Below are 20,754 nucleotides of genomic sequence, written 5' to 3'. Positions count from 1 at the left end.
ATGGCTTCCCGTCTGAAAGCGAGGGGTTTTATGGGGTTCGGGCGATATCTGGTTCCAGCGGGCGCGGCGGCGCTGTTCGCCATGTCGGTAGCGCCGGCCAAGGCGCCCGAGGCAGCGGCGGCGGCGCACTATAACGACAAGGGCGAGATGCTGTTTCCGGCCGAATATCGCAGCTGGACCTTTGTCACTTCGGGCCATGCGATGAGTTACAACGCCTCGGCCAATGCCGCCTCGCCCGAGGGGCCGTTCGACAATGTCTTCGTCAATCCGGAGGCGCATGCCGCATTCCTGAAGACCGGGCACTGGCCCGAGGGAACGGTGCTGGTGCTGGAGATTCGCGGCAGCACCTCGAAAGGATCGATCAACAGGAGCGGCGCCTTTCAGTCGGGCGCGCCGCTGGCGGTGGAAGTGCATGTCCATGACCGCAAGCGCTTCAAGGGCGGCTGGGGCTTTTTCGGCTTCGACGGCACCAAGCCCGCAGCGATGATCGGCTATGATGCGAGCTGCTATGCCTGCCATCAGGCCAATGCGGCGGTCGATTCGACCTTCGTGCAATTCTACCCGACGCTGCTACCCGTCGCGACGGCGCATGCGACGATCAGCGCCAACTATCTCGCGAACGAGAAGACTGCGGCTAAGCCGTAGATCGCCACCACCACCCCGTTCGTTTCGAGCGAAATCGAGAAACATCGATCGAGCGCCAAGCCACGTTTCTCGACTTCGCTCGAAACGAACGGAGAGGGTGTGGTGCTGGCCAGCCCCTAGCGGTTCTGCGCCTCGGGCTGGACGTTTTCGGCCTCTTCGGGGCGCGGGTTGCGGATCGAGGGGCGGAGGCGGGCGATGCTGCACAGGCCGGCGATGATCGCGAGGCCGGCGGACACCATCGGCGGGATGCGGCCCTCGCCGATGCCGAGCGCAAGCAGTGCCGCGACCAGTGTCGCGCCCGTGGTCTGGCCGGCAAGGCGTACGGTCGACACCAGGCCGCCGGCAGCGGCAGCGCGTTCGCGCGGGGCCGAGCCGACCAGCAGTCTGGCGTTGGGCGGCAGATAGGTGCCGAAGCCGGACCCGCACAGCGCCATCCGCCATGCGACATCGAACAGGCTCGGGTCCGCCGGCATGAAGGCGAGGAGCAGCAATGCGACGATCGAGATACTCATGCCGATGCCGCCCAGGATGCCCGCGGGCACACGGTCCGACAGGAAGCCCGAAGCCGGTGCGACGATCATGTTGGTCAGCGGCCAGGGCGCGATCGCGGCGCCGATCGCCGCTGCGCTGAAGCCGAGCGCGTGGAGGCGGAAGGGCGTCGAGATGAGCAGGGTCATCGAGGCGGTGAAAGCAATGAAGCCGCCGATCGCCGACAAAGCAAGCACCGGGCGGACCAGCAGGTCGATCGGCAGGATCGGGTTGGGCTCGCCGCGTTCGCGCCGGACGAAATAGATGCCGACCAGCACGCCGACCAGGACGATCGCCGCCGAGACGACCGGGCTGTCGCCATGCACCATGCTTTCCAGCCCGCCGATGATCAGCCCGAACATTGCCGCGCAGAGCACCGCGCCGAATATGTCGAACGTCGCGTGGCGCGCGCGCGGATTGGGGATGGCGCGGCCGAGCGCAAGGCTGGCGAGCGCGAAGGGCACGGCACTGGCGAATACCCAGGGCCAGGGCGCGACCGACAGGATCAGGCCGCCGATCGTGGGCGCGATCGCCGCCGAACTGGTCACGACCACCGAGTTGATGCCGAGCCCGCGACCAAGCTGGTTCGACGGGTAGATCTGGCGGATCAGCGCCGAGGAGACGCTCAGCACGCCCGCCGCGCCAATCGCCTGGGCGGCGCGCACGATGAGCAGGAAGGGCAGGCTCTTGGCGAAGAAACAGAGGATCGTGGCAATGGTGAAGATCGCCTGCCCGGCCTGATAGGCGGTCTTCAGCCCGATGCGTTCGCCGAGACCCGCAAAGGGCAGCAGCAGCATCACCAGCATCACCTGATAGACGGTGACGACCGAGACGATCGCGCTTTGCCCGACGCCCAAATCCCGGGCGATGGTGGGCAGCGCGACATTGGCGACACCGCCGTCGATGATTACGAGCGCCGAGCCGAACGACATGGCCGCGATGGCGACATAGCGGCGCGGGAGCGGAAGGCCGTCGCCGCTATTGTGTTTGTCGGGCTCCTGCTTGCGGCGGAACAGGCCAAGGCCACCGGCGGCACCGGTATCCGCAGGAGGAGGGGGCGGAGTCGTCACGGGCCGCCTATGCGACAAAATTGCCGCCTGTGGGAAGTTTTTCGAACCGGGGCGATGCCGGTGCGCCGCCCCGGTAACGCGTTTCTCAGGCCAGCGAGACTTCGGCGACCTTGTCCTTGTAATCCTGCTTCGGATCCCGGCCGAGCAGCATCTTCACCCCGGCGAACAGGCTGGAACCGTTGAGCCAGATCTGCGCGCGCTCGGGGTCGAGGCGCAGAAGCTGGAGCTTGGGATCGTCCTTGCCGCCTTCGAACCAGGCGGCGACGAACGGATTCCACAACCGGTCGATCACGGCGCGGTCGTCGGACAGCGACAGGCTGCCATGGATGCTGGCGAACAGATCATGCCCCTTGGAGGCGAAATGAGCGAGCGCACGGCTGCCCTGGCCGTCGCGCAGTTCCTTGGTCAGATCGGCTTCCTTCGAGGTGAAGAACCAGATCGGGCCGTGATCCTCGTCACCGTCGAGCTGAGCGGTCATCGGCTGGGCATGGCCGTCCTCGACGCCGTCCAGACCCAGCATCAGAGTCATGTCGGAGCGGAGCGCTTTCCAGAACTTGGCGGTGATGTCCTGCGTATCGGGCATGGCGATTTCCTTGATGTTGCCATGTCCGAACGGGTGGGCGATTGCCGGGGTTCCAAAAAATGGAAACACACAATTCATCGATCTGTGCTTGCTGCGATGCAGCATATTATTGTATGGCTATGTCATGAAGCTACCCATCGAAAGCGACAAGGCGGCCCCCGCAGGCCCGGTCCCGACCATTTTCGAGGCGATCGTGCGCAAGCGCTGCGTGGTCGCGACCTACAACCGCGTCACCATGACGCTCGCGCCGCACGTGATCTACACGAAGCATGGCGACCTGTTCATCGACGCCGTGGCGGTCGAAAAGGACGGCAAGCCGCCGCGCGAGGAGAAGATCGGCACGTTCAAGCTCGCCGGGCTCAACGAGCTGAAGCTGATCGAGCGCGAATTCCCCGCGAGCACGCTGTTCCACGCCAATGACGCGAAATATGTCGAGGCGCTGATCGCGGTCGAAGCGGCTTAAAGCACCCACTCCACCGACAGAAAGCCTTTGGTCGTGTCGGTCTGGAACCGGTCGGCCTTGTAGCGGGCGAGTCGCGCCGCGACGGTGAAGCGTTTCAGCCTTGCCTGGGCAAGCAGGTCGAGCTCGTCGCCATAATGTTGCGACAGCCGGTCGCTGTCGAAATGGTGCCAGGTCGCGCCGAGACCGACGCCGCTGATCGGGCCTTTTGTCTTCCAGTTGGCGCCGAGCGTCCCGTAGAGATCGCGGATGCCGTTGGGCGGCGTGGTGCCGAACTTGCCGGCCCAGCCCTGGAAACGGAACAGCGAGGCGAGCGGCGTCTGGAAGCTGGTCAGTGCGGTACCATGATCGGCGCCCAGCACTTCATAGCCCGCCGTTGCTGCGATCACCTTGCCGCTGAGATTGGCCTCGGCGAGATAATAGCTGGCGGCATAGTTGTTCGGGTTGCGGCGATAGTCGCTTTGCCGCGCGGCGCTGGCGATATAGCCGATCTTCCATCCCGCGCCGATCGGCCGGCTGCCGGCGAAGCGCACGCCGTAGCTCTGGCTCGACAGGCGGAAGCCCTGCACCGCCGCCAGATCCTGATCGACGAGATAGGCGAACCCGGTCAGCGTGCCGATCGGCGCCGTGTAACTGACCAGGCCGAACCAGTTGCTGCCGGGAACCGCCGTGGGACGAGCGCCCGTGCCGTCGATCCCGTTCACGGTGCGCACGCTCCAGGCATAGCTGGCGTCGACGCTGAGCCGGGCAATGCCCGCCCAGGTCACCCGCACCGCGTCGAAGGTCTGCTCGTTCTGGCGCCATGGCGCGGGTCCGACGAAGCGCTGGTCGGCGAGGTCGAGCACCTGGCGTCCGGCGGTGATGCTCGCCTTGTGCGCGGCGTAGCGGAGCTGGGCGCGATTGATCTCGATATTCTGCGGATCGGCGACCAGCGGCAGCGGCCGGCCGTTCAGTCCGTCATTATAGCGGTTGGAAATCCCGATCGTCGCTTCGCTCTCGACCAAGGCCGACCAGGGGCCGGTGCTCGCCTGGACGCCGCTGCGAACGCGCAAGGTGGCGGCGTCGGCTGTATCGGCGATGCCGTCCTGGTCGACATGTTCGTAGCGGAGGCGCGCGTCGATCAGCGGCTTCAGCGTCACATCCTGGGCATGGGCGGCCTGAGCGCATGTTCCCAGCGCCGCGAGTCCGAGGACCCGCGCCATCGTCTTGCTCATGAGCAAATCCTTGAACTCGAAAAAATGGAGCGGGCGGGGTGGGCCGCCCGCTCCAGGGGAGGCAAGGGTCAGGCCGGCTTGGCGACGAGCCCGCCGTCTATCGCGCCGAGCTCACCGGAGGCGCGCGCCTGGCGGCCATAGACCAGCTCGAACAGGGGGCCGGCCATCATCGTCGTGACGATCGCCATCAGCACCAGCATCGAGAACAGCGTCGGGCCGATAATGCCCTTTTGCAGGCCGATATTGATGATGATCAGTTCCATCAGCCCGCGCGAGTTCATCAGCGCGCCAATGCCGAGCGAAGTCCGGTTGTCTTCCCCGGCCAGCCGCGCCGCGAGATAGCAGGCGCCGCCCTTGGCGAGGATCGAGGCGATCAGGATGCCGAGTGCGATCAGCAGCAGGGTAGGGGAGTTGACCATGTCCAGCCGGGTGTTGAGGCCCGAATAGGTGAAGAACATCGGCAGCAGCAGCACGACGGCGAGCGGCTCCACCTTCTTCTTGAGCTCCTCGACGAACAATCCGCGCGGCATGACGACGCCGAGGATGAAGCCGCCGAAGATCGCATGGATGCCGATCGCATCCATCAGGAAGGCGGAGAGGCAGAACAGCATCAGGGTGATGGCGAGCACGGTCACGCTCATCTCCCCGGCGCGTTCGACCGCGCGGCCGAGCGGCGCCAGCAGGCGCTGGCCGAACAGGATGATGAAGGCGGCATAGGCGAGACCCCCGCCGATCGCGAGCACGGCCACGCCCGGCCCGCCGCCGAAGGTCGCCAGTACGATCGCCAGCACGCACCAGGAACAGGCATCGTCGAACGCGCCGGCGGTCAGCGACAGCGTGCCGAGCGAGGTGTCGGCGAGGCCGCGTTCGTTGATGATCCGCGCCAGCATCGGAAAGGCAGTCAGCGCGATGCAGGCGCCCATGAACAGCGTGGCGTTGAAGGTCGAGATGTCCTTCGCGAACAGGCCGGGCACGGTGAGCAGGAAGGGCGTGATCAGGAACGCGATCAGGAACGGCGCGCCGATCCCGGCGAAGGATACGCCCATGGCGCTCTTCGCCTTGGATTTGAACTTGTCGAGCTGCAGCGTGGTGCCGACCAGGAACATATAGAGCCCGACGCCGAGCTGCGACCCGGCATAGAGGACGTTGCGGGTTTCCTTGGGGAAGATCGCGCCTTGCAGGCCCGGGAAAAGCAGGCCGATCAGTGATGGCCCGAGGATCACGCCGGCGATCATCTCGCCGACGACCTGGGGTTGGCCGAGGAACTTCTTGCCGGCCCAGCCGACCACGCGGCAGGCCAGCAGGATGACCGCCAGCTGCAGGAAGAAGTGAACGCTGAAATCGCCCGGCGTGTAGCTTGCGGCCGCGGCCGGCGTTGCCGGGCCATGGGCTGACAAGATGCCGCCCACAGTAGACCAGATGCTGTCGATGACTCCGTCAGCCATGTACTTCCCCTCCTAAATCCGGGCTCGTCCCCGCGGCAATTCCTGTTGCCTGCTCATGATGGGGGCGAAATCCGGTACGGTGCGCAACCGGAAAATGCGTCCGCCATGCCTCACGCTGTCATTTTTCCGGTCGGAGCGTCCCAGTTGTTGCGAAGTCGCCACAGAGTAGTAATGTGCCTACAAGTTAGCGTGAACATTGTAGCGATGTAGATACAGGAATCGGCACGATGAAGCTCGTCTCAAGCCGAGATTTCAACCAGGATGTGACCGCTGCGAAGCGGGCCGCGCGACTCGAACCGGTGTTCGTCACCGATCGCGGTAAGCCGACCCATGTGCTGATGAGCATCGACGCGTTTCGCCAGCTTACCGGCCAGACCGAGACGATCGTCGACCTGCTGGCGATGCCGGGCCTGCCCGACATCGACCTGGCGGGCAGCGCGCATGACGCGTGGAGCCGGCATGAGGGGATCGGCTGATGTATCTGCTCGACACCGGCGTGGTCTTCGAGCTGCGCAACGCGCGCGCCGGCCAGAGCGACCCGCGCTTCGCAAGCTGGGCAACGGGGCTCGCCCGACAGAGTCTGTTCATCTCGGCGCTGACCCTGCTCGAGTTGGATAGCGGCGTCGCGCGCACGGCGCAGCGGGACAAGGTCGCCGGAGCGGCGCTCCGCCAGTGGATCGACAACCAGGTGCTTGGCGCGTTCGACGGGCGGATCCTGCCGGTCGATACCGCCGTGGTGCGGCGGCGCGCGCAACTGCCTTATGCCGATGCGCGTGACGGCCTGCTCGCCGCGACCGCCATCGAACATGGTCTGACCCTGGCGACGCGCCATCCGGGCGCGTTCAAGGCGGGCCGGGTCAAGCTGCTCAATCCCTGGGCCTATACCGCGGAGGCGGCGGAGGAGGATGGTGACTGGCGCCAGGCAGCGAAGTCTGGGCCGCTCTGGCTCAAAAACCTGTTCGTCAGGGCATGATCATGGGGCAGGAAGGCGGCATGAACCGGAAACGCAGTATCCTGATCGTCGGCGGCGGTACGGCCGGATGGATGACGGCGGCCTATCTCGCCAAGTTCCTGGAGCTGTCCGGCAATGAACGGCTCGAGATAAGGCTGCTCGAATCGCCCGAGATCGGCATCATCGGCGTGGGCGAGGGGACCTTCCCCACCATCCGCAGCACGCTCCAGTTCATCGGCATCGACGAAAGCCGCTTCATCCGCGAGACCTCGGCGACCTTCAAACAGGGCATCCGTTTCGTCGACTGGGTGCGCACGCCCCGGGACGGCGAGCACAGCCATTTCTTCCACCCGTTCGAGGCGCCCTTCCATGTCGAGGGCGTGAGCCTCGTGCCTTACTGGCTGTTGCAGGACGAAAAGACGCGCCGGCCCTTCGCCGAGGCGATGACGATCCAGAATCGCGTGGCCGAGGCCAAGCGCGGGCCCAAGGGGCCGGGCGAGGGCGATTTCTCGGGGCCGCTCAGCTATGCCTATCATTTCGACGCGACGATGCTGGCGAAGATCCTGGCCGAACGGGCGCGCGAGCTTGGCGTGGTGCACCTCCAGGGCCTGCTCAACCATGTCGAGATCGATGCGGCCGGCGCGATCGACCATGTCGTCACCGCCGAACAGGGCCGGCTCGACGCCGATCTCTATATCGATTGTACGGGGTTCCGTGCCGAGCTGATCGGACGGGCGCTGAAGGTCCCGTTCAAATCGGTCCGGTCGATCCTGTTCACCGACCGGGCGCTTGCCTGCAAGATTCCCTATGAACGGCCCGACGCACCGATCGAGAGCTATACCATCGCCGCGGCGCATGAGGCCGGCTGGACCTGGGATATCGGGCTGAATGGTGCGCGCGGCATCGGCTGCGTCTATTCGAGCGACCATATGTCCGACGATCGCGCCGCCGAGATCCTGCGCGACTATATCGGGCCGGGTGCTGAGGAGATCGTGCCACGCCGCATCCTGTTCGAGCCCGGTTATCGCGAGCAGCAATGGGTGAAGAACTGCGTCGCGGTCGGCCTGTCGGGCGGCTTCCTCGAACCGCTCGAATCCACCGGCGTACTGGTGATCGAGGCGGCGATCGGCATGATCGCCGAGATGTTCCCGCACAACGGCCCGATCGATGCGCCGGCCAGGCGCTTCAATGAGCTGATGGCTGCGCGCTACGACAATATCGTCAATTTCCTGAAGCTGCATTATTGCCTGAGCCAGCGCAGCGAACCGTTCTGGCGCGACAACGCCGACCCCGCCTCGATCCCCGAGCGCCTCGCAGAGATGCTCGATCAGTGGCGGCACCGGCCGCCGGGCCGGTTCGACTTCACGCTCGACCTCGAATCCTTCGCCTTCTTCAACTACCAGTACATCTTGTACGGCATGGAATTCAGGACCGACCTGGCACCCAGTCGCAGCGATTTCCCCAATGTCGGCGCGGCGGAGAAGACCTTTGCCCGCATCCGCAATTTCGGCGAGCGCGCCACGCTCGACCTGCCGCCGCACCGCGCGCTGATCCAGCAGATCAACGGCGCGGGCTGACTGCAGTCCACTCCCGTTCGCCCTGAGCTTGTCGAAGGGCTGTTCTTCTTGCGATATCGGAAAGAAAGAGCAGGGCTTCGACAAGCTCAGCCCGAACGGAGACAAGTGAGACCAGCTACCCGAGCATTGCGTCAGCGGGGCGACCAGCCCGGCGCGGCGAGCTCGAAGCCGGAGAATTCGAAGGCGGGGGTGACGATACAACTCACCAGCGCCCAGCCGAGCTGCGCTTCCGCCGCCTGCCAGGCATTGGCCGGGACGATCGCCTGGGGGAGCTGGCCCGCCAGCACGTCGCCGCCGAGCAGATGCTCCTGCGGGGTGCCGTCGTCGATCAGCAGCCGCAACGGGCTACCGGCGTGCCACAGCCACATCTCCGCCGCGTCGACCCGGTGCCAGTGCGACCTCTGGCCCAGGTCGAGCAGGAACAGGATCGCCGTCGCCAGCCCGCGGCCAGAGCCAGACGCGGGCTCACGCCCGTTGGCAGGCGCGGGCTGGCGGAACGTCTCGCGGTACCAGCCGCCCTCGGGATGGGGCTCGAGCCCCAGCCGGGCGATGAGGGCGGCGGCGTCGCTCATGCCTTGATAAAGGCCAGAAGATCGGCGTTCAGCACATCGGCATGCACCGTCAGCATGCCGTGCGGATAGCCGGGATAGATTTTCAGGGTCGGCTGCTGGACCAGTTCGGCCGAGAGCAATGCCGCGTCCTTGTAGGGCACGATCTGGTCGTCATCGCCGTGCAGGATCAGCACGGGCACGTCGATCTTCTTCAGGTCTTCGGTGAAATCGGTTTCCGAGAACGCCTTGATGCATTCGTAATGCGCCTGGGCCGACCCCATCATGCCCTGCAGCCACCAATGGTCCATGACGCCCTGCGAGATCGTCGCGCCTTCACGGTTGAACCCGTAAAAGGGGAAGGGCACATCCTTGTAGAATTGCGCGCGGTTCGCTGCGAGCTGATTGCGCAGATCGTCGAACGCCTCGATCGGCGTACCGCCCGGGTTCGATTCCTTCTTGATCATGACTGGCGGCACCGCGCTGACCAGCACTGCCTTGGCGACCCGCGACGTGCCGTGACGACCGAGATAGCGCGCGACTTCGCCGCCGCCGGTCGAATGGCCGATATGGACCGCGTCCTTCAGATCGAGCGCGGCGGTCAGCTCGGCGACGTCGTCGGCATAGGTGTCCATCTCGTTGCCGAAGGACGGCTGGCTCGACCGGCCATGGCCGCGGCGGTCATGCGCGATCACGCGGTAGCCCTGGGCGAGGAAGAACAGCATCTGCGCGTCCCAGTCGTCCGAGCTCAGCGGCCAGCCATGATGGAAAACGATCGGCTGCCCGGTACCCCAGTCCTTGTAGAAGATTTCGGTGCCGTCCTTGGTCGTGATCGTGCTCATCGCGGTGTCTCCTCGGGGGGTAAAGGCAATCGCGGGCGGGATGATCCGTTCGCGATGGGCTCGATCTAGGTCGCGATGATGACACTATCCATCATCCCTAAGGATGAGCGCCGCATTTCCAGTTGCCGGACGGCGACGATCGCCACCAGCGCCACCAGCGCACCGGCGATCATGTCCGACAGATAGTGCGTGCCCTCCACCGGGGTGGACAGCAGCATCGCGACATTGAGCAGGGTGAGCGGCCAGCGCAGCCGGCGAAACGGCCAGGCGGCGGCGATATAGAGCACCGCGCTCGCGGTATGGAAGCTGGGCGCCGATACCAGCCCACGCAGATCGCCCAGATCGACATGGCTGACGGCGTGCAGGCGCAGCGCGGGGATGATCGTCGCCTCGGAAAGCTGGCTGACCGGCATATAGGGGATCGGTCCGCGCCACAGAAAGGCGAGCGGTCCTTCCGCCGGGATGAAGCGGAACAGGATCAGCGAGATGACCGCGGCTAGCCAAAAGGCGGCGATGAACGATCGAGCCGCACGGCGGCGGTCAAACCAGGCGAAATAACCGAGCAGGATGACGGGCGTGACGAAGATGCTCTGATAGGCGGCGATGCCGAGCAACTGCAGAGAACGGTGCGCGGCCACCAGATCATACCAGGCGATCCAGTTGAAGCGCAGCATTGCGTCGATCCGTTGCAGGGTGGGATCGATGAAGCCATGGCTGCCGGCGGATAGCGGATAGGTCGCGGTCGCGCCCATCAGCGAGATCAGGGTGAACAGGCCAAAATACTCGGCCATGTCGCGCGCGATGCGGCGGCCCCTGGTGGGCGAGTGGCGCAGGGCATAACGGATGGCAGCGGCAACGACACCCAGAGCGGAGAAGACGAGCGTGCTGCGCGCCCAGGGGTCGATCCGGAGTCCCTGCCACGCCATCAGCACGATCAGCGCGGTGAGGCTGAGCAGCGTGCCGGCGGTCACCCATGTACCTGGAATAGCATGGGCGGCGGCGCTGGATGGTGAGGTGTTCTGGAGGCGGGTGGTCCGGAAAGTCGATCGGGGGAAATGGAGCAAGCGCGTGCCTTAATGGCCGCCGCGGGCGGCGGGCCTGGTGATCTGGGTTCACGTCCGTCGCGATCTGCCGTCGATTGCGTGAACGGGCCGTGACGTCTGCATGACTTGTCGTTCAGCGGCAAGCGGCCTGATCTGAATCAAGCCCGGCCGCTAACGACTCGCAACAGGCTGAGCGCGCGGAACGAACCTTCCGCGTTGCGGTTGATCCAGCGACAAACAGGAGGTTTTCATGGCTGAAACGAAACAGGACGCGGTCGCTCTGCTCAAGGCGGATCACCGCACGGTCGAGCAATTGTTCGAGCAGTTCGAGGGTGCGAGCAGCCCCGCGAAGAAGCAGAAGATCGCGATGCAGATCTGCCTGGAGCTGACCGTGCATGCGACGATCGAGGAGGAAATCTTCTATCCGGCCTGTGAGGGCAAGATCGAGGAAGACCTGCTCAAGGAAGCCTATGTCGAGCATGACGGCGCCAAGGTGCTGATCGCCGAGATCGAGGCGGGCAGCCCCGACGACGACTATTACGACGCCAAGGTGAAGGTGCTCTCCGAGCAGATCGAGCATCATGTCGAAGAGGAAGAGAAGCGCATGGAGGGCATGTTCTCCCAGGCGCGGCATGCCGGGCTCGACATGGACGCGCTGGGCGACCAGCTCCGCGCGCGCAAGGAAGAACTGATCGCGACCTACAAGGCGTCCGGACTTCCCAAGCCGGAGACGGTGACGCTGGAAACGGTGACGCTCTGACGCTGGCCGCTTTCCGAGCACCGGCATTAGTCCTGATCGGCTAGTTAAATAATCCGAAAGAGGCAGGGGCAAGTGGAACGGGCACGCGGCAAAATGGTTCTATCACCAACGTAACAATCGAGAGGAACATGTCGTGGGTAAAGGCATCTTGTTGTGGCTGATCGGCATTCCGCTCCCGATCATCATCCTTCTGCTGATCTTCTGGCACTGAGCGGCGCGACCATGTGTCGCGCTACATTCGTCGGGCCGAGCCAGGCGGAGCGCCGCAGATCACGCTCTCGACGGATATTGCTGAACAAATTCACTCGGTCGTGACACCGAATTCATGTCACGCACGCTTGTCGTCCTCCATCGCCCGAGGATAAAGTTGCCCGATTGAGGGCGACACGCGTGAAGATGACCAGACCACTTGCGATCCTTGTTATGCTGTCCACCGCCGGAAGCGGTGTGGCCCGCGCTTCGGAAGACCCGGCAAAGACCGCAGAGGCGTTTGGGGCGCAGCCCTGGGTGCAGAGCGCCAGCCTGTCCCCGGATGGAAAACACGTCGTGTTCATTTCGCCCGGTGCCGGGTCGATGAATGTCGCGATGGTCGAAAACGTCGCGACGGGCGAGATGAAGACGATCACCTATGCGGACGGCAAGCCGCTGCGCCTCACTTATTGCGGCTGGTCGGCCAACGACCGCCTGGTGTGCCAGCTCTACGGTGTCTCGGTACTCGAGAACCGCAAGTTTGGATGGAACCGGATCGTTGCGGTCAATGCCGACGGCACCAAGGCGCTGGCGATGGGAAAGCCGAACCGCTCCATGTATTATGGCCCCAAGACTTATGACGGGCGCGTGGTCGACTGGCTTTCCGGTGCCGACGCGCAGATCCTGATGGTGCGATTTCGCAAGGACGGGGCGCTGGGGCTGGAGCGAGTCGACACACGCACGGCCGATGGCGTTCGTGTGAAGGCGCCCGATGCCGGAAGCTATATCACTGATGGTAACGGCACGGTCCGCATCACCGCGGACTATAATTTCAACAACATGTACAATTACACCGGCAAGGTGACGTATCGTTATCGTCCGGGGGACGATGGCGACTGGCAGATTTTCAGCAAGATCGATGCTGACGAAAAGGGCCTGAGGCCCGCAATCGTCGATGAGCGCACTAATGTCGTCTACGCATTTCAGAAACTGGACGGACGTGACGCGCTATACCGCGTCGCGCTCGACGGATCGATGAAGACCGACCTGGTCTTTGCGCATGCCCAGGTCGATGTGGATTCCGTCGAGACGATCGGTCGTCACGAACGGCCGATCGGCTACAGCTACATCACCGACAAGAAATATGTCGTTTATTTCGACCCGGAATATCGCGCTCTGGCGGCCAGCCTTACCAAGGTGCTCCCCAACCTGCCGACGATCGTCTTCGAAGGCGCGAGTTCGGACGAGCGCAAGCTGCTCATCTTCGCGGCGAGCGACGTCGATGCGGGGCATTATTATATCTTCAACCGCGACACCAAGCGTCTGACCGAGGTGCTGCGCGCGCGTCCGCAACTCGACGGCCGCACGCTAGCGGAGCAGCGCGCCATTTCCTATCCCGCGGCCGATGGTACGATCATCCCGGCCTATCTGACCCTGCCGGTCGGATCGACCGGGAAGGGGTTGCCGGCGATCGTGATGCCGCATGGCGGCCCGGCGTCGCGCGACGTCTGGGGATTCGACTGGCTGGCCCAGTTCTTCGCGGCGCGCGGCTATGCCGTGCTGCAGCCGCAGTTTCGCGGATCGACCGGCTATGGTGACGCGTTCCTCAACGAAAGCGGATTCAAGACCTGGCGCACCGCGATCGGCGACGTGACCGACGCCGGGCGCTGGCTGATCAAACAGGGTGTTGCGGACCCCGACCGGCTGGGCATCTTCGGCTGGTCCTATGGCGGCTATGCGGCATTGCAGGTCAATTACCTCGACCCGGCGCTGTTCAAGGCTGTCGTTGCGGTAGCGCCGGTGACCGATCTGCAGGCGTTGCGCAACGAATCGCGCGAGTCACAGAACGCCGTCCTGGTTTCGAAATTTGTCGGATCGGGTGCCAATGCGAGCGAGGGGTCGCCGACGCGCCATGCAGAGATGTTCAAGGCGCCGGTACTGATGTTCCATGGCGACCAGGACCTGAATGTCGACATCAAGGATTCTCGGAAGATGGATTCGGCGCTGCGGGCAGCTGGCAAGACGACCCGGCTGGTCGTCTATCCCGGGCTGGACCATCAGCTTTACGACAGCACGGTCCGGGCGGATATGCTCGCGCAGGCCGATGCCTTCCTGGCGAAGGCGCTGAAGCCGGCTGTTGCCAAATGACCGAATTGTGGCGGGCGTTTTGTTGAGACCTGTCGGGGCGAGATCGGAACGCGTCGGCATCCGGTCCGTTCAAGCTCCAAGGAGAACAGCCATGGCCGACACAGTCCCCCACATACCCGAGATTCCGCCTGAAAATGGTCGCCGCGCCTCGATCGATTCTGCGACAGGAGAAGTTCACGGCAGCGGCGTCGGCGCGGGCGGCGGCAGCTCCGGCGAGGATTACGACAGTGACAGTGCCGCCGGTGACGGCCCGGTGCCGTTGCCTGGTCAGCCCAAAAGGGGCTGACGGGAACGCCAAGCCACTGGTCGATTATCGCTCGGGCGTGTCCGAACGCCTTTTCACTGCGGAACGTCCAGCCCAATCTTCTTCGCCCTTTCCGGCAGGGTTTTTTGCAGGGCGATAGCGGCGTCCATGTCCGCCTTGGCCTGCGCCGCCATGCCCTTGCGATGCTCGACAAGGCCGCGCCCATATAGCGACCAGGCCATTTTCGGTTCGAGCGCCAGCGCGGCGTTGTAATCCGCCAGCGCCTTGTCGAGATCGCCGTTGCGCAAACGCGCCAGGCCGCGACTATCGAGATAGGCCGCCGTTTTCGGACGCAGCCTGAGCGCCCGGTCGCAGTCGGAGATTGCCTTGTCGAGATCGCGCCCGAGAAGGGCACGTGCCCAGCAGCGGCTGTTGAGCGCGGTGGGCATGCGATTGTCGTCGGGATGCGCGGCGATCCACCGATCATATTGGGGAATGGATGCCTCAGGATCTTCCATGTCCTGATAATAGGCGCCGACCGTCAGGCGCAGATTGGAGGCATCCGGCAGCAGGCGATCGAGGGTCGCGAGATCCGCTCTGGCGCCCGGCCTGTCGCCGGTTCGCAGCCGCGCCGACGCGCGCAGCAACAGCGCGTCGGCATAGTCCGGCTTCAGGTTCAGCGCGCGATCCAGGTCGGCGCGGGCGTCCGCCGGTTTGCCGGTGATCAGAAGAGCGAGCGCGCGATGAAAGCGATATTCGGCATTGTCGGGTGCGAGCTCCACCGCGCGATTCAGGTCGACAAGGGCGCCCTTGTTGTCGCTTCGTGCCGCGCGCGCATTGGCGCGCTGGAAGAATTCCTGTGCGGTGACGGGGCCCGGAGCATTGCCCTCGCCCGCGCCGCTCGCCGGCGCCTGTTTCTCCTGCGCGGCGGCCAGCGCTTCGGCGTGCCTTACGCTGAGGTCGAAGACCGGCCCGCCATTATAGGTGAAGAACATCCGCTTCTGCGCGTTCGAGACATAGACCCGGTGCGACAGGAAGAAATCGGCGCCGATCAGCATGTCGGCGGAGAGATCGCCCATCTCCGCGAAGCGCAGGCGGATCTTGCGGACCTCCTCGTCGCCGATCTTGAGGCTCTGGAATGGACCGATCCAGCTTTCCGAGAAGCGCCGGCCAAGGCCGCCGACCGATCCGGCTTCGACCACGTCGGGCATGTCGGGCTTGATCCCCGCGCGCGCCGCGGCGGCCCTGGTGAGGATCGTGGTCGGCGCCCCGGTGTCGAACACCGCGCGGATCTTGACGCCGTTGAGCAGCACGGTGCCGATGGTGTGCGACGTGAGCGGCGTCGGCGCCTCGATGTCGAGCGTCGAGACGGCGAGTCCCTTTTCCGCGGCCCAATACGCCAGGTTCATGTCCCGGCAATCCTTGGATTTCATCAGCCGGATCGCGCCGCCATTAAGATCATATTCGGTGTCGCCGATGCCGAGAACGTTCTGTCCGAGCAGGCCGATGCTGCCCATCTCGCTGCCCCCGACGAGGAACTCGATATTGTGCAGGGTCGCCGTCCCGAGCCCGAAATCCTTGACCTTGGCGACTGACATGCGCGCTTCGCCGCCGATACCCCTGACTCGAAAATTGGGCGGCGCCGCGGTAAGTCGCAGCTGAAGTTCGGCGGCCGATCCGGGGGAGATGGAACTGTAGAAGGCGCCGCTGTCCACCAGGAACCTGACCTCATGGCCGTTGATCCTTGCCGGCGCGGTCGGCCGGAGACCCATCATGGTGATGGGCAGTTCGAGCATCTGGCCGACGGAGCATTTGGTTTCGGCGGCGGCTGGGACGGAGAGCAAGACGGCCCCCAGCGCGGCGAGAGTGATCGGAATCCGCACCTGAGATCCTTCGTTCGGGGCGCTGGTCGCGTCGCCTTGGTCGCGCGCCGGCGCGGCGCGGTCAACCGGAGTTTATACCGGTCATGCTGCGCGCGCGGCGTGAATGTCGCGCCGCGATCGTGCTATCAGGTCGCGGCCAGAGGCCGTAACAAGGAAGACCCGCATGACGAGCATAGCGGAGAAGAGACGCAGGTTTCGTGCGCTCCATCAGGAGGGATGCTTCGTCATCCCCAATCCATGGGACGCAGGTAGCGCGCGGATGCTGGAGGCGCTGGGCTTCAAGGCAGTGGCATCGAGCAGCGCCGGCTTCGCCTGGACGATCGGGCGCCCCGATTATGGCTGCGAGCGGGACGATGTGCTGGCCCATCTGACTGCCCTGACCGCAGCCGTCGACATCCCGGTGAACGCCGATTTCGAGACGGGCTTCGCCGATGCGCCCGAAGCGGTGGCGGAGAATGTGCGGATGGCGATCGCGACGGGCATTGCCGGGCTGTCGATCGAGGATCGCGTGCTCGGCGCGCCAGGGCGGCTCCACGACCGGGCGTTCGCGGTCGAGCGCATCACCGCGGCAAGGCGGGCGATCGACCGGTCGGGCGAGGACGTGGTGCTGGTGGCGCGCGCGGAAGGCCTGCTGATCGATCCCGAAGCGACCGGACCGGTGACCGACGCGCTGGTCGCCTTCGCCGCGGCGGGCGCCGATTGCCTGTTCGCGCCGGGCGTCAAGCACCCCGAACATATCGCGGCGATGGTGCGGGCGGTCGCGCCGCTGCCGCTGAACGTGGTGGCGGTGCCCGGCCTTTCAGTCGCCGCGCTGGCCGATCTGGGCGTGCGCCGGATCAGCGTCGGCGGCGGGCTCGCGCGCGTCGCCTGGGCAGCGGCGATCGATGCCGCGCAGACGCTGGCATCGGGAAGCTTCGAAGGCCTGACGCGAGGGGCCGCGAGCAAGCAGCTGAACGACATGTTCTCGGGGTGACCGCCCGCGGCGCCGGTGTCAGGCGTGTGCCTTGTCGCGCGCCGCGATCAGGTTCTTCAGGACGGCGATGCGCTCGCGCTCGGCGCTCCAGTCCCGCGAGGGATGGGCCTGGATCTGGTCGAGCAGGGCGCTGAGTTCCTTGTCCCATTGGGCTCCGTGGATGAACATAAGTGCCTCCTTGGCGTTGCGGTCCGCCCGATAAACGCAGGCGACGGGCTGCCGGATCCGCATCCTGTCCGGGTTGCCGGGCTGCCGCTGAATGCACCCCAACCGTCGTCCGGACGAACGTAAACACCGGCCTTCCAGGGTACAACCGCCATTGACCCCGACACTGCTGGTTCTTTCGGGCCGCCCGGAATTGTCGTGCTGCTCGGCGGGCTGGCCTGGCGACGGTTCCGTCCGCGCCAGGCTGCGGCGGCACATGTATCGGAGACGCGCTGTATTTGATGGCGTCGGCGGACTCGCCCACTCCCGCGCGTTCAGTCGTTCGGCCGGATTCGCAGGTCGGAATAGAGGAACTCGCCAGTCGAGCAGGTGATCCGCACGACCGGCCGTGGTGCCCTGAGCTCGAATCTCATCTGATGGCCGTCAACAATCACGGTTATATCCGCGCCGTCGTACAGGACCGTGAAGCCGACTTCTGCATCGCTCGGCTTGGCCACGATCTGCGTGCCCTTGTCCTTGCCGCCGGCCTTTTGCGTCACGAAGGCCAGGAACGGGAGGCTGGGCGGTTTGCCCTGCGCGGTCGGTGCGACGATATATCTGAAGCCAGCCAGGTCTTCATCCGCAGGTCCGGGTTTGTCGCTCGCGGTGCTGATCGCGACCTGAGTCATCGGCACATAGTCCTTGCTGGTGGACAGGCTCATCAGCTTGACCTTCCCCGTCACAATGAAAGGAGCCGGACCGGCAGGCAGTACGAGTTCGGAGAAATGGTTCGCGGCGGTGTCGCAATCATAGCGGATGCCGTCGCGCGTTTGCGCCGATGCCGTATCGGGCGTCGCGACGAGTGCCGTGACGAACGCAGCGGCCCCGAGATATCCGAAAAGCATGACTTAATCCTCGCGCGAGGGCGCTACCATCAGCGGAGGTGGGCTCAGCGTCAATCCATATGGGCAACCATTGGCGCTGGATTGAAGAACCCCAATGCGAGAGTCTGTCACGCAACCTTCGGGGCGCTGCGTCAGTTCTGCCCGCATCGTTCTTTCAATCCGGAGCATCCAATGCGTACAGCCATCCTCGCGCTCAGCGCTTTTTCACTCGCCATTCCCGCCACCATGGCCTTCCCGACCAGCGGTGCCGAAGCGCGACCGCGGCACCATTACAATCACGGCACCTACCGGCATCACGGCTGCCGTTATTCCAAGGGCACCACGGGCCTGGTCGCGGGCGGTGTCGGCGGTGCGCTGGTCGGCCGGTCGATCTTCGGCCACGGGCTGCTCGGCACGGCGGGGGGCGCCGTGGGCGGTGCCCTGGCCGGTCGCGCGATCGACCGGACGATCACCAAGAAGCGCCGCTGCCGCTGATCGTTGCGGAATGAAGCGGGGAGGGCGAACCTCCCCGCGACAATGTCACGCCGCGTCGGCGCGGTGCGGGAGCTTCCAGCCCGGCCGCACGAAGTGGCAGGTATAGCCGTTCGGGATGCGCTCGAGATAATCCTGATGCTCGGGCTCGGCTTCCCAGAAATCGCCGGCGGGGGTGACTTCGGTCACCACCTTGCCGGGCCACAGGCCCGAGGCGTCGACATCGGCGATGGTGTCCTCGGCGACGGCCTTCTGCTCCGGGCTGGTGTAGAAGATCGCCGAGCGGTAGCTCGCGCCGACATCATTGCCCTGGCGGTTCCTGGTGCTCGGGTCGTGGATCTGGAAGAAGAATTCCAGCAGGTTGCGAAAGCTCGTCACCTCGGGATCGAAGACGATCTCGATCGCCTCGGCATGATTGCCATGGTTGCGATAGGTCGCGTTCGGGACCTCGCCGCCGGAATAGCCGACGCGGGTCGAGATGACGCCGGGCTGACGGCGGACCAGATCCTGCACGCCCCAGAAGCAGCCGCCGGCGAGAATTGCGGTTTCCTGACTCATGCCACTTCCTCCACCTGGTTGAGATAGGCACCATAGCCTTGTGCTTCCATGTCGTCGCGATGGACGAAGCGGAGCGAGGCGGAATTGATGCAATAGCGCAGGCCACCGCGATCGCGCGGGCCATCGTCGAAGACATGGCCGAGATGGCTGTCGCCACCCGCCGAGCGCACTTCCGTCCGCACCATGCCCAGACTGGCGTCGCGCAGCTCGTTCACATTGGCGGGCTCGATCGGCTTGGTGAAGCTGGGCCAGCCGCAGCCGGATTCATATTTGTCGCTGCTGGCGAACAGCGGCTCACCGGAGACGATATCGACATAGATACCGGGCTCCTTGTTGTTCAGATATTTGCCCGTGCCGGGACGTTCCGTGCCGCTTTTCTGCGTGACGTAGAACTCTTCGGGGGTGAGGGCGGCAACGGCCTCGGCCGTCTTGCGATACTCGGTCATTGGGTACCTCCGTTTCGGGGCGGTATATGGGGTGGGAGGGCCGGTTGTTCCAGACGCGCGCGGACCCAATCGACGCGATATCGCGACTGCCATCTCGTCGGGTGCGGCGATCCGTCGCTGATCCGTCGCAGCGCCGTCGCCATGGTCGATTATCGCCTAGACGATCGCGCCCGCCAGCCGCAGCGTCGCGCCCGTCGCTGATATCATGTTACTGCCATCGGAGGGCGATGATGACTCGGGGTCTGTTCCTGCTATTCGGCATTGCCGCCTATCTGATCTTCTTCCTGACCTTCCTCTATCTCGTAGGCTTTGTCGGAAATCTGCCCTGGCTGCCGCTGACGGTCGATCGCGGCGGGCCAGTAGGCGGTACGGCGCTTGCCGCGATTATCGATCTCGCGCTGGTGGCGCTGTTCGGCGTGCAGCACAGCGTGATGGCGCGACCGGGCTTCAAGCGGTGGTGGACCCGCATCGTGCCCGAGCCGATCGAGCGCAGCATCTACGTGCTGCTGGCCAGCATCGCGCTGATCCTCCTGTTCCTGTTCTGGCGGCCGATCCCGGCGGTGATCTGGTCGGTCGAGAACCGCGCCGCCGTGATCGCGATCTACGCCCTGTTCGTCGCGGGCTGGGGGATCGTGCTGCTCAGCACCTTCCTGATCAGCCATTTCGAGCTGTTCGGCCTGAAGCAGGTGTGGGGCCATGCGCGAAACGCGCCCGCGGGCGCCCCGGTGTTCCGCAAGCCCTTCTTCTACAAGCTGGTCCGGCATCCGCTTTATAGCGGCTTCATCCTGGCCTTCTGGGCGATCCCAGTGATGACCGCGGGGCATCTGCTGCTCGCCGCCGCGATGTTCGTCTATATCCTGATCGCGATCCGGCACGAGGAGCGCGATCTGATCGACATGTTCGGCGACCCTTATGTCCGGTATCAGGGCGAGGTCGGCATGCTTGCGCCGAAGCTGCGGCGGTGACCGGCGCCTAGTTGCGGCTCTACTCCCTGACTTAATATCTGCCTGCTTGTTTCCGATATGGTCCATCGCCGGCAGGACCGGAGCTCATGATCAGGTCTCATTTTTCGCCCGAAGACCAATCCGCTCGCCAAAGCTGCCGCAACAAGCAACCTTGGATCAAC

The 20,754-nt window shown here is 64.9% G+C and carries 23 protein-coding genes; 11 read left to right on the top strand and 12 right to left on the bottom strand.

What is annotated here, in order from left to right; translation table 11 throughout:
- The first annotated feature begins 30 nt into the window (after window positions 1–30).
- On the top strand, window positions 31–645 hold the full coding sequence (locus ACZ1I2_RS17365; protein WP_465172908.1) for a cytochrome P460 family protein: 615 nt from the start codon (window positions 31–33) through the stop codon (window positions 643–645).
- Between the two features lie 116 nt (window positions 646–761).
- Here the strand turns inward: ACZ1I2_RS17365 and ACZ1I2_RS17360 are convergent, their stop codons facing one another.
- Entirely contained in the window at window positions 762–2,105 is a 1,344-nt protein-coding gene (locus ACZ1I2_RS17360; protein WP_465173909.1) for an MFS transporter, read from the bottom strand.
- 223 nt (window positions 2,106–2,328) lie between these two features.
- The gene (locus ACZ1I2_RS17355; RefSeq protein ID WP_465176397.1) at window positions 2,329–2,826 is read right to left on the bottom strand and encodes a pyridoxamine 5'-phosphate oxidase family protein; all 498 of its coding nucleotides are present in this window, start codon (window positions 2,824–2,826) and stop codon (window positions 2,329–2,331) included.
- A gap of 124 nt (window positions 2,827–2,950) precedes the next feature.
- Here ACZ1I2_RS17355 and ACZ1I2_RS17350 point away from each other — a divergent pair, with 124 nt between their 5' ends.
- The gene (locus ACZ1I2_RS17350; RefSeq protein WP_465172910.1) at window positions 2,951–3,289 is read left to right on the top strand and encodes a hypothetical protein; all 339 of its coding nucleotides are present in this window, start codon (window positions 2,951–2,953) and stop codon (window positions 3,287–3,289) included.
- On the opposite strand, the gene ACZ1I2_RS17345 is transcribed toward ACZ1I2_RS17350, so the two are convergent.
- A complete protein-coding gene (locus ACZ1I2_RS17345; protein WP_465172911.1) occupies window positions 3,286–4,500 on the bottom strand; it encodes a hypothetical protein in 1,215 nt (404 codons plus the stop codon). The genes ACZ1I2_RS17350 and ACZ1I2_RS17345 overlap by 4 nt on opposite strands.
- Window positions 4,501–4,568: 68 nt before the next feature.
- The gene (locus tag ACZ1I2_RS17340; RefSeq protein WP_465172912.1) at window positions 4,569–5,945 is read right to left on the bottom strand and encodes a cation:proton antiporter; all 1,377 of its coding nucleotides are present in this window, start codon (window positions 5,943–5,945) and stop codon (window positions 4,569–4,571) included.
- Window positions 5,946–6,172: 227 nt separating this feature from the next.
- On the opposite strand from ACZ1I2_RS17340, the gene ACZ1I2_RS17335 reads away from it, so the two are divergent.
- From ACZ1I2_RS17335 to ACZ1I2_RS17325, 3 genes are read left to right on the top strand one after another with little or no spacing between them, the layout of a single operon-like run.
- A complete protein-coding gene (locus ACZ1I2_RS17335; protein WP_465172913.1) occupies window positions 6,173–6,421 on the top strand; it encodes a type II toxin-antitoxin system Phd/YefM family antitoxin in 249 nt (82 codons plus the stop codon).
- Window positions 6,421–6,918, top strand: a complete 498-nt coding sequence (locus ACZ1I2_RS17330; RefSeq protein WP_465176398.1) for a PIN domain-containing protein — start codon at window positions 6,421–6,423, stop codon at window positions 6,916–6,918. The genes ACZ1I2_RS17335 and ACZ1I2_RS17330 overlap by 1 nt, the downstream gene beginning before the upstream one ends.
- A 20-nt stretch (window positions 6,919–6,938) precedes the next feature.
- A complete protein-coding gene (locus ACZ1I2_RS17325) occupies window positions 6,939–8,474 on the top strand; it encodes a tryptophan halogenase family protein (protein WP_465176399.1) in 1,536 nt (511 codons plus the stop codon).
- Window positions 8,475–8,605: 131 nt separating this feature from the next.
- Here the strand turns inward: ACZ1I2_RS17325 and ACZ1I2_RS17320 are convergent, their stop codons facing one another.
- The 3 genes from ACZ1I2_RS17320 to ACZ1I2_RS17310 form a co-directional block, all read right to left on the bottom strand.
- Window positions 8,606–9,046, bottom strand: coding sequence for a cupin domain-containing protein (locus ACZ1I2_RS17320; RefSeq protein ID WP_465172916.1), 441 nt, complete (start codon window positions 9,044–9,046; stop codon window positions 8,606–8,608).
- Complete coding sequence (locus ACZ1I2_RS17315; RefSeq protein ID WP_465172917.1) at window positions 9,043–9,864, bottom strand: alpha/beta fold hydrolase; 822 nt, start codon at window positions 9,862–9,864, stop codon at window positions 9,043–9,045. The genes ACZ1I2_RS17320 and ACZ1I2_RS17315 overlap by 4 nt, the downstream gene beginning before the upstream one ends.
- 65 nt (window positions 9,865–9,929) lie before the next feature.
- Window positions 9,930–10,835, bottom strand: coding sequence for a phosphatase PAP2 family protein (locus tag ACZ1I2_RS17310; protein ID WP_465176400.1), 906 nt, complete (start codon window positions 10,833–10,835; stop codon window positions 9,930–9,932).
- Window positions 10,836–11,157: 322 nt separating this feature from the next.
- Here ACZ1I2_RS17310 and ACZ1I2_RS17305 point away from each other — a divergent pair, with 322 nt between their 5' ends.
- The 3 genes from ACZ1I2_RS17305 to ACZ1I2_RS17295 all read left to right on the top strand — a co-directional run bounded on the left by ACZ1I2_RS17305 (window position 11,158) and on the right by ACZ1I2_RS17295 (window position 14,290).
- A complete protein-coding gene (locus ACZ1I2_RS17305; RefSeq protein WP_465172919.1) occupies window positions 11,158–11,667 on the top strand; it encodes a hemerythrin domain-containing protein in 510 nt (169 codons plus the stop codon).
- A 396-nt stretch (window positions 11,668–12,063) separates the two neighbouring features.
- Window positions 12,064–14,004: a S9 family peptidase gene (locus tag ACZ1I2_RS17300; protein ID WP_465181490.1), complete on the top strand. Its 1,941-nt coding sequence runs from the start codon at window positions 12,064–12,066 to the stop codon at window positions 14,002–14,004.
- Window positions 14,005–14,095: 91 nt separating this feature from the next.
- Window positions 14,096–14,290 carry a hypothetical protein gene (locus tag ACZ1I2_RS17295; protein ID WP_465172921.1) on the top strand — a complete coding sequence of 65 codons (195 nt, stop codon included), beginning with the start codon at window positions 14,096–14,098 and terminating at the stop codon, window positions 14,288–14,290.
- A 53-nt stretch (window positions 14,291–14,343) separates the two neighbouring features.
- Here ACZ1I2_RS17295 and ACZ1I2_RS17290 read toward each other — a convergent pair whose 3' ends face one another.
- Window positions 14,344–16,131: an aspartyl protease family protein gene (locus ACZ1I2_RS17290; protein WP_465176402.1), complete on the bottom strand. Its 1,788-nt coding sequence runs from the start codon at window positions 16,129–16,131 to the stop codon at window positions 14,344–14,346.
- A gap of 163 nt (window positions 16,132–16,294) precedes the next feature.
- Between ACZ1I2_RS17290 and ACZ1I2_RS17285 the strand changes: the two genes are divergently transcribed.
- Window positions 16,295–17,104, top strand: coding sequence for an isocitrate lyase/PEP mutase family protein (locus tag ACZ1I2_RS17285; protein WP_465176403.1), 810 nt, complete (start codon window positions 16,295–16,297; stop codon window positions 17,102–17,104).
- Between the two features lie 18 nt (window positions 17,105–17,122).
- Here ACZ1I2_RS17285 and ACZ1I2_RS17280 read toward each other — a convergent pair whose 3' ends face one another.
- Together ACZ1I2_RS17280 and ACZ1I2_RS17275 are read right to left on the bottom strand one after the other, a co-directional pair.
- Window positions 17,123–17,272 (bottom strand): hypothetical protein, encoded by a 150-nt coding sequence (locus ACZ1I2_RS17280; RefSeq protein WP_465176404.1) that lies wholly within the window; start codon window positions 17,270–17,272, stop codon window positions 17,123–17,125.
- A 311-nt stretch (window positions 17,273–17,583) separates the two neighbouring features.
- Window positions 17,584–18,153, bottom strand: a complete 570-nt coding sequence (locus tag ACZ1I2_RS17275) for a hypothetical protein (protein WP_465176405.1) — start codon at window positions 18,151–18,153, stop codon at window positions 17,584–17,586.
- A 171-nt stretch (window positions 18,154–18,324) separates the two neighbouring features.
- Between ACZ1I2_RS17275 and ACZ1I2_RS17270 the strand changes: the two genes are divergently transcribed.
- On the top strand, window positions 18,325–18,627 hold the full coding sequence (locus ACZ1I2_RS17270) for a hypothetical protein (protein WP_465176406.1): 303 nt from the start codon (window positions 18,325–18,327) through the stop codon (window positions 18,625–18,627).
- Between the two features lie 45 nt (window positions 18,628–18,672).
- On the opposite strand, the gene msrA is transcribed toward ACZ1I2_RS17270, so the two are convergent.
- Together msrA and msrB are read right to left on the bottom strand one after the other, a co-directional pair.
- A complete protein-coding gene (msrA, locus tag ACZ1I2_RS17265; RefSeq protein WP_465172927.1) occupies window positions 18,673–19,182 on the bottom strand; it encodes a peptide-methionine (S)-S-oxide reductase MsrA in 510 nt (169 codons plus the stop codon).
- The gene (msrB, locus tag ACZ1I2_RS17260; protein ID WP_465172928.1) at window positions 19,179–19,628 is read right to left on the bottom strand and encodes a peptide-methionine (R)-S-oxide reductase MsrB; all 450 of its coding nucleotides are present in this window, start codon (window positions 19,626–19,628) and stop codon (window positions 19,179–19,181) included. Before msrB ends, msrA begins: the two co-directional genes overlap by 4 nt.
- Window positions 19,629–19,855: 227 nt before the next feature.
- Between msrB and mddA the strand changes: the two genes are divergently transcribed.
- A complete protein-coding gene (gene mddA / locus ACZ1I2_RS17255; RefSeq protein ID WP_465181489.1) occupies window positions 19,856–20,593 on the top strand; it encodes a methanethiol S-methyltransferase in 738 nt (245 codons plus the stop codon).
- Window positions 20,594–20,754 lie beyond the last annotated feature (161 nt).

The organism is Sphingomonas sp. BL-S-29 (genome assembly GCF_055521495.1).
This window is presented reverse-complemented; position numbering and strand designations above follow the sequence as displayed.

Coding starts and splice junctions, on each gene's coding strand:
- ACZ1I2_RS17365 (WP_465172908.1), top strand. CDS start 31: ATGGGGTTCGGGCGATATCTGGTTCCAGCGGGCGCGGCGGCGCTGTTC.
- ACZ1I2_RS17360 (WP_465173909.1), bottom strand. CDS start 2,105: ATGTCGTTCGGCTCGGCGCTCGTAATCATCGACGGCGGTGTCGCCAAT.
- ACZ1I2_RS17355 (WP_465176397.1), bottom strand. CDS start 2,826: ATGCCCGATACGCAGGACATCACCGCCAAGTTCTGGAAAGCGCTCCGC.
- ACZ1I2_RS17350 (WP_465172910.1), top strand. CDS start 2,951: ATGAAGCTACCCATCGAAAGCGACAAGGCGGCCCCCGCAGGCCCGGTC.
- ACZ1I2_RS17345 (WP_465172911.1), bottom strand. CDS start 4,500: ATGAGCAAGACGATGGCGCGGGTCCTCGGACTCGCGGCGCTGGGAACA.
- ACZ1I2_RS17340 (WP_465172912.1), bottom strand. CDS start 5,945: ATGGCTGACGGAGTCATCGACAGCATCTGGTCTACTGTGGGCGGCATC.
- ACZ1I2_RS17335 (WP_465172913.1), top strand. CDS start 6,173: ATGAAGCTCGTCTCAAGCCGAGATTTCAACCAGGATGTGACCGCTGCG.
- ACZ1I2_RS17330 (WP_465176398.1), top strand. CDS start 6,421: ATGTATCTGCTCGACACCGGCGTGGTCTTCGAGCTGCGCAACGCGCGC.
- ACZ1I2_RS17325 (WP_465176399.1), top strand. CDS start 6,939: ATGAACCGGAAACGCAGTATCCTGATCGTCGGCGGCGGTACGGCCGGA.
- ACZ1I2_RS17320 (WP_465172916.1), bottom strand. CDS start 9,046: ATGAGCGACGCCGCCGCCCTCATCGCCCGGCTGGGGCTCGAGCCCCAT.
- ACZ1I2_RS17315 (WP_465172917.1), bottom strand. CDS start 9,864: ATGAGCACGATCACGACCAAGGACGGCACCGAAATCTTCTACAAGGAC.
- ACZ1I2_RS17305 (WP_465172919.1), top strand. CDS start 11,158: ATGGCTGAAACGAAACAGGACGCGGTCGCTCTGCTCAAGGCGGATCAC.
- ACZ1I2_RS17300 (WP_465181490.1), top strand. CDS start 12,064: ATGACCAGACCACTTGCGATCCTTGTTATGCTGTCCACCGCCGGAAGC.
- ACZ1I2_RS17295 (WP_465172921.1), top strand. CDS start 14,096: ATGGCCGACACAGTCCCCCACATACCCGAGATTCCGCCTGAAAATGGT.
- ACZ1I2_RS17285 (WP_465176403.1), top strand. CDS start 16,295: ATGACGAGCATAGCGGAGAAGAGACGCAGGTTTCGTGCGCTCCATCAG.
- ACZ1I2_RS17280 (WP_465176404.1), bottom strand. CDS start 17,272: ATGTTCATCCACGGAGCCCAATGGGACAAGGAACTCAGCGCCCTGCTC.
- ACZ1I2_RS17275 (WP_465176405.1), bottom strand. CDS start 18,153: ATGCTTTTCGGATATCTCGGGGCCGCTGCGTTCGTCACGGCACTCGTC.
- ACZ1I2_RS17270 (WP_465176406.1), top strand. CDS start 18,325: ATGCGTACAGCCATCCTCGCGCTCAGCGCTTTTTCACTCGCCATTCCC.
- msrA (WP_465172927.1), bottom strand. CDS start 19,182: ATGAGTCAGGAAACCGCAATTCTCGCCGGCGGCTGCTTCTGGGGCGTG.
- msrB (WP_465172928.1), bottom strand. CDS start 19,628: ATGACCGAGTATCGCAAGACGGCCGAGGCCGTTGCCGCCCTCACCCCC.
- mddA (WP_465181489.1), top strand. CDS start 19,856: ATGATGACTCGGGGTCTGTTCCTGCTATTCGGCATTGCCGCCTATCTG.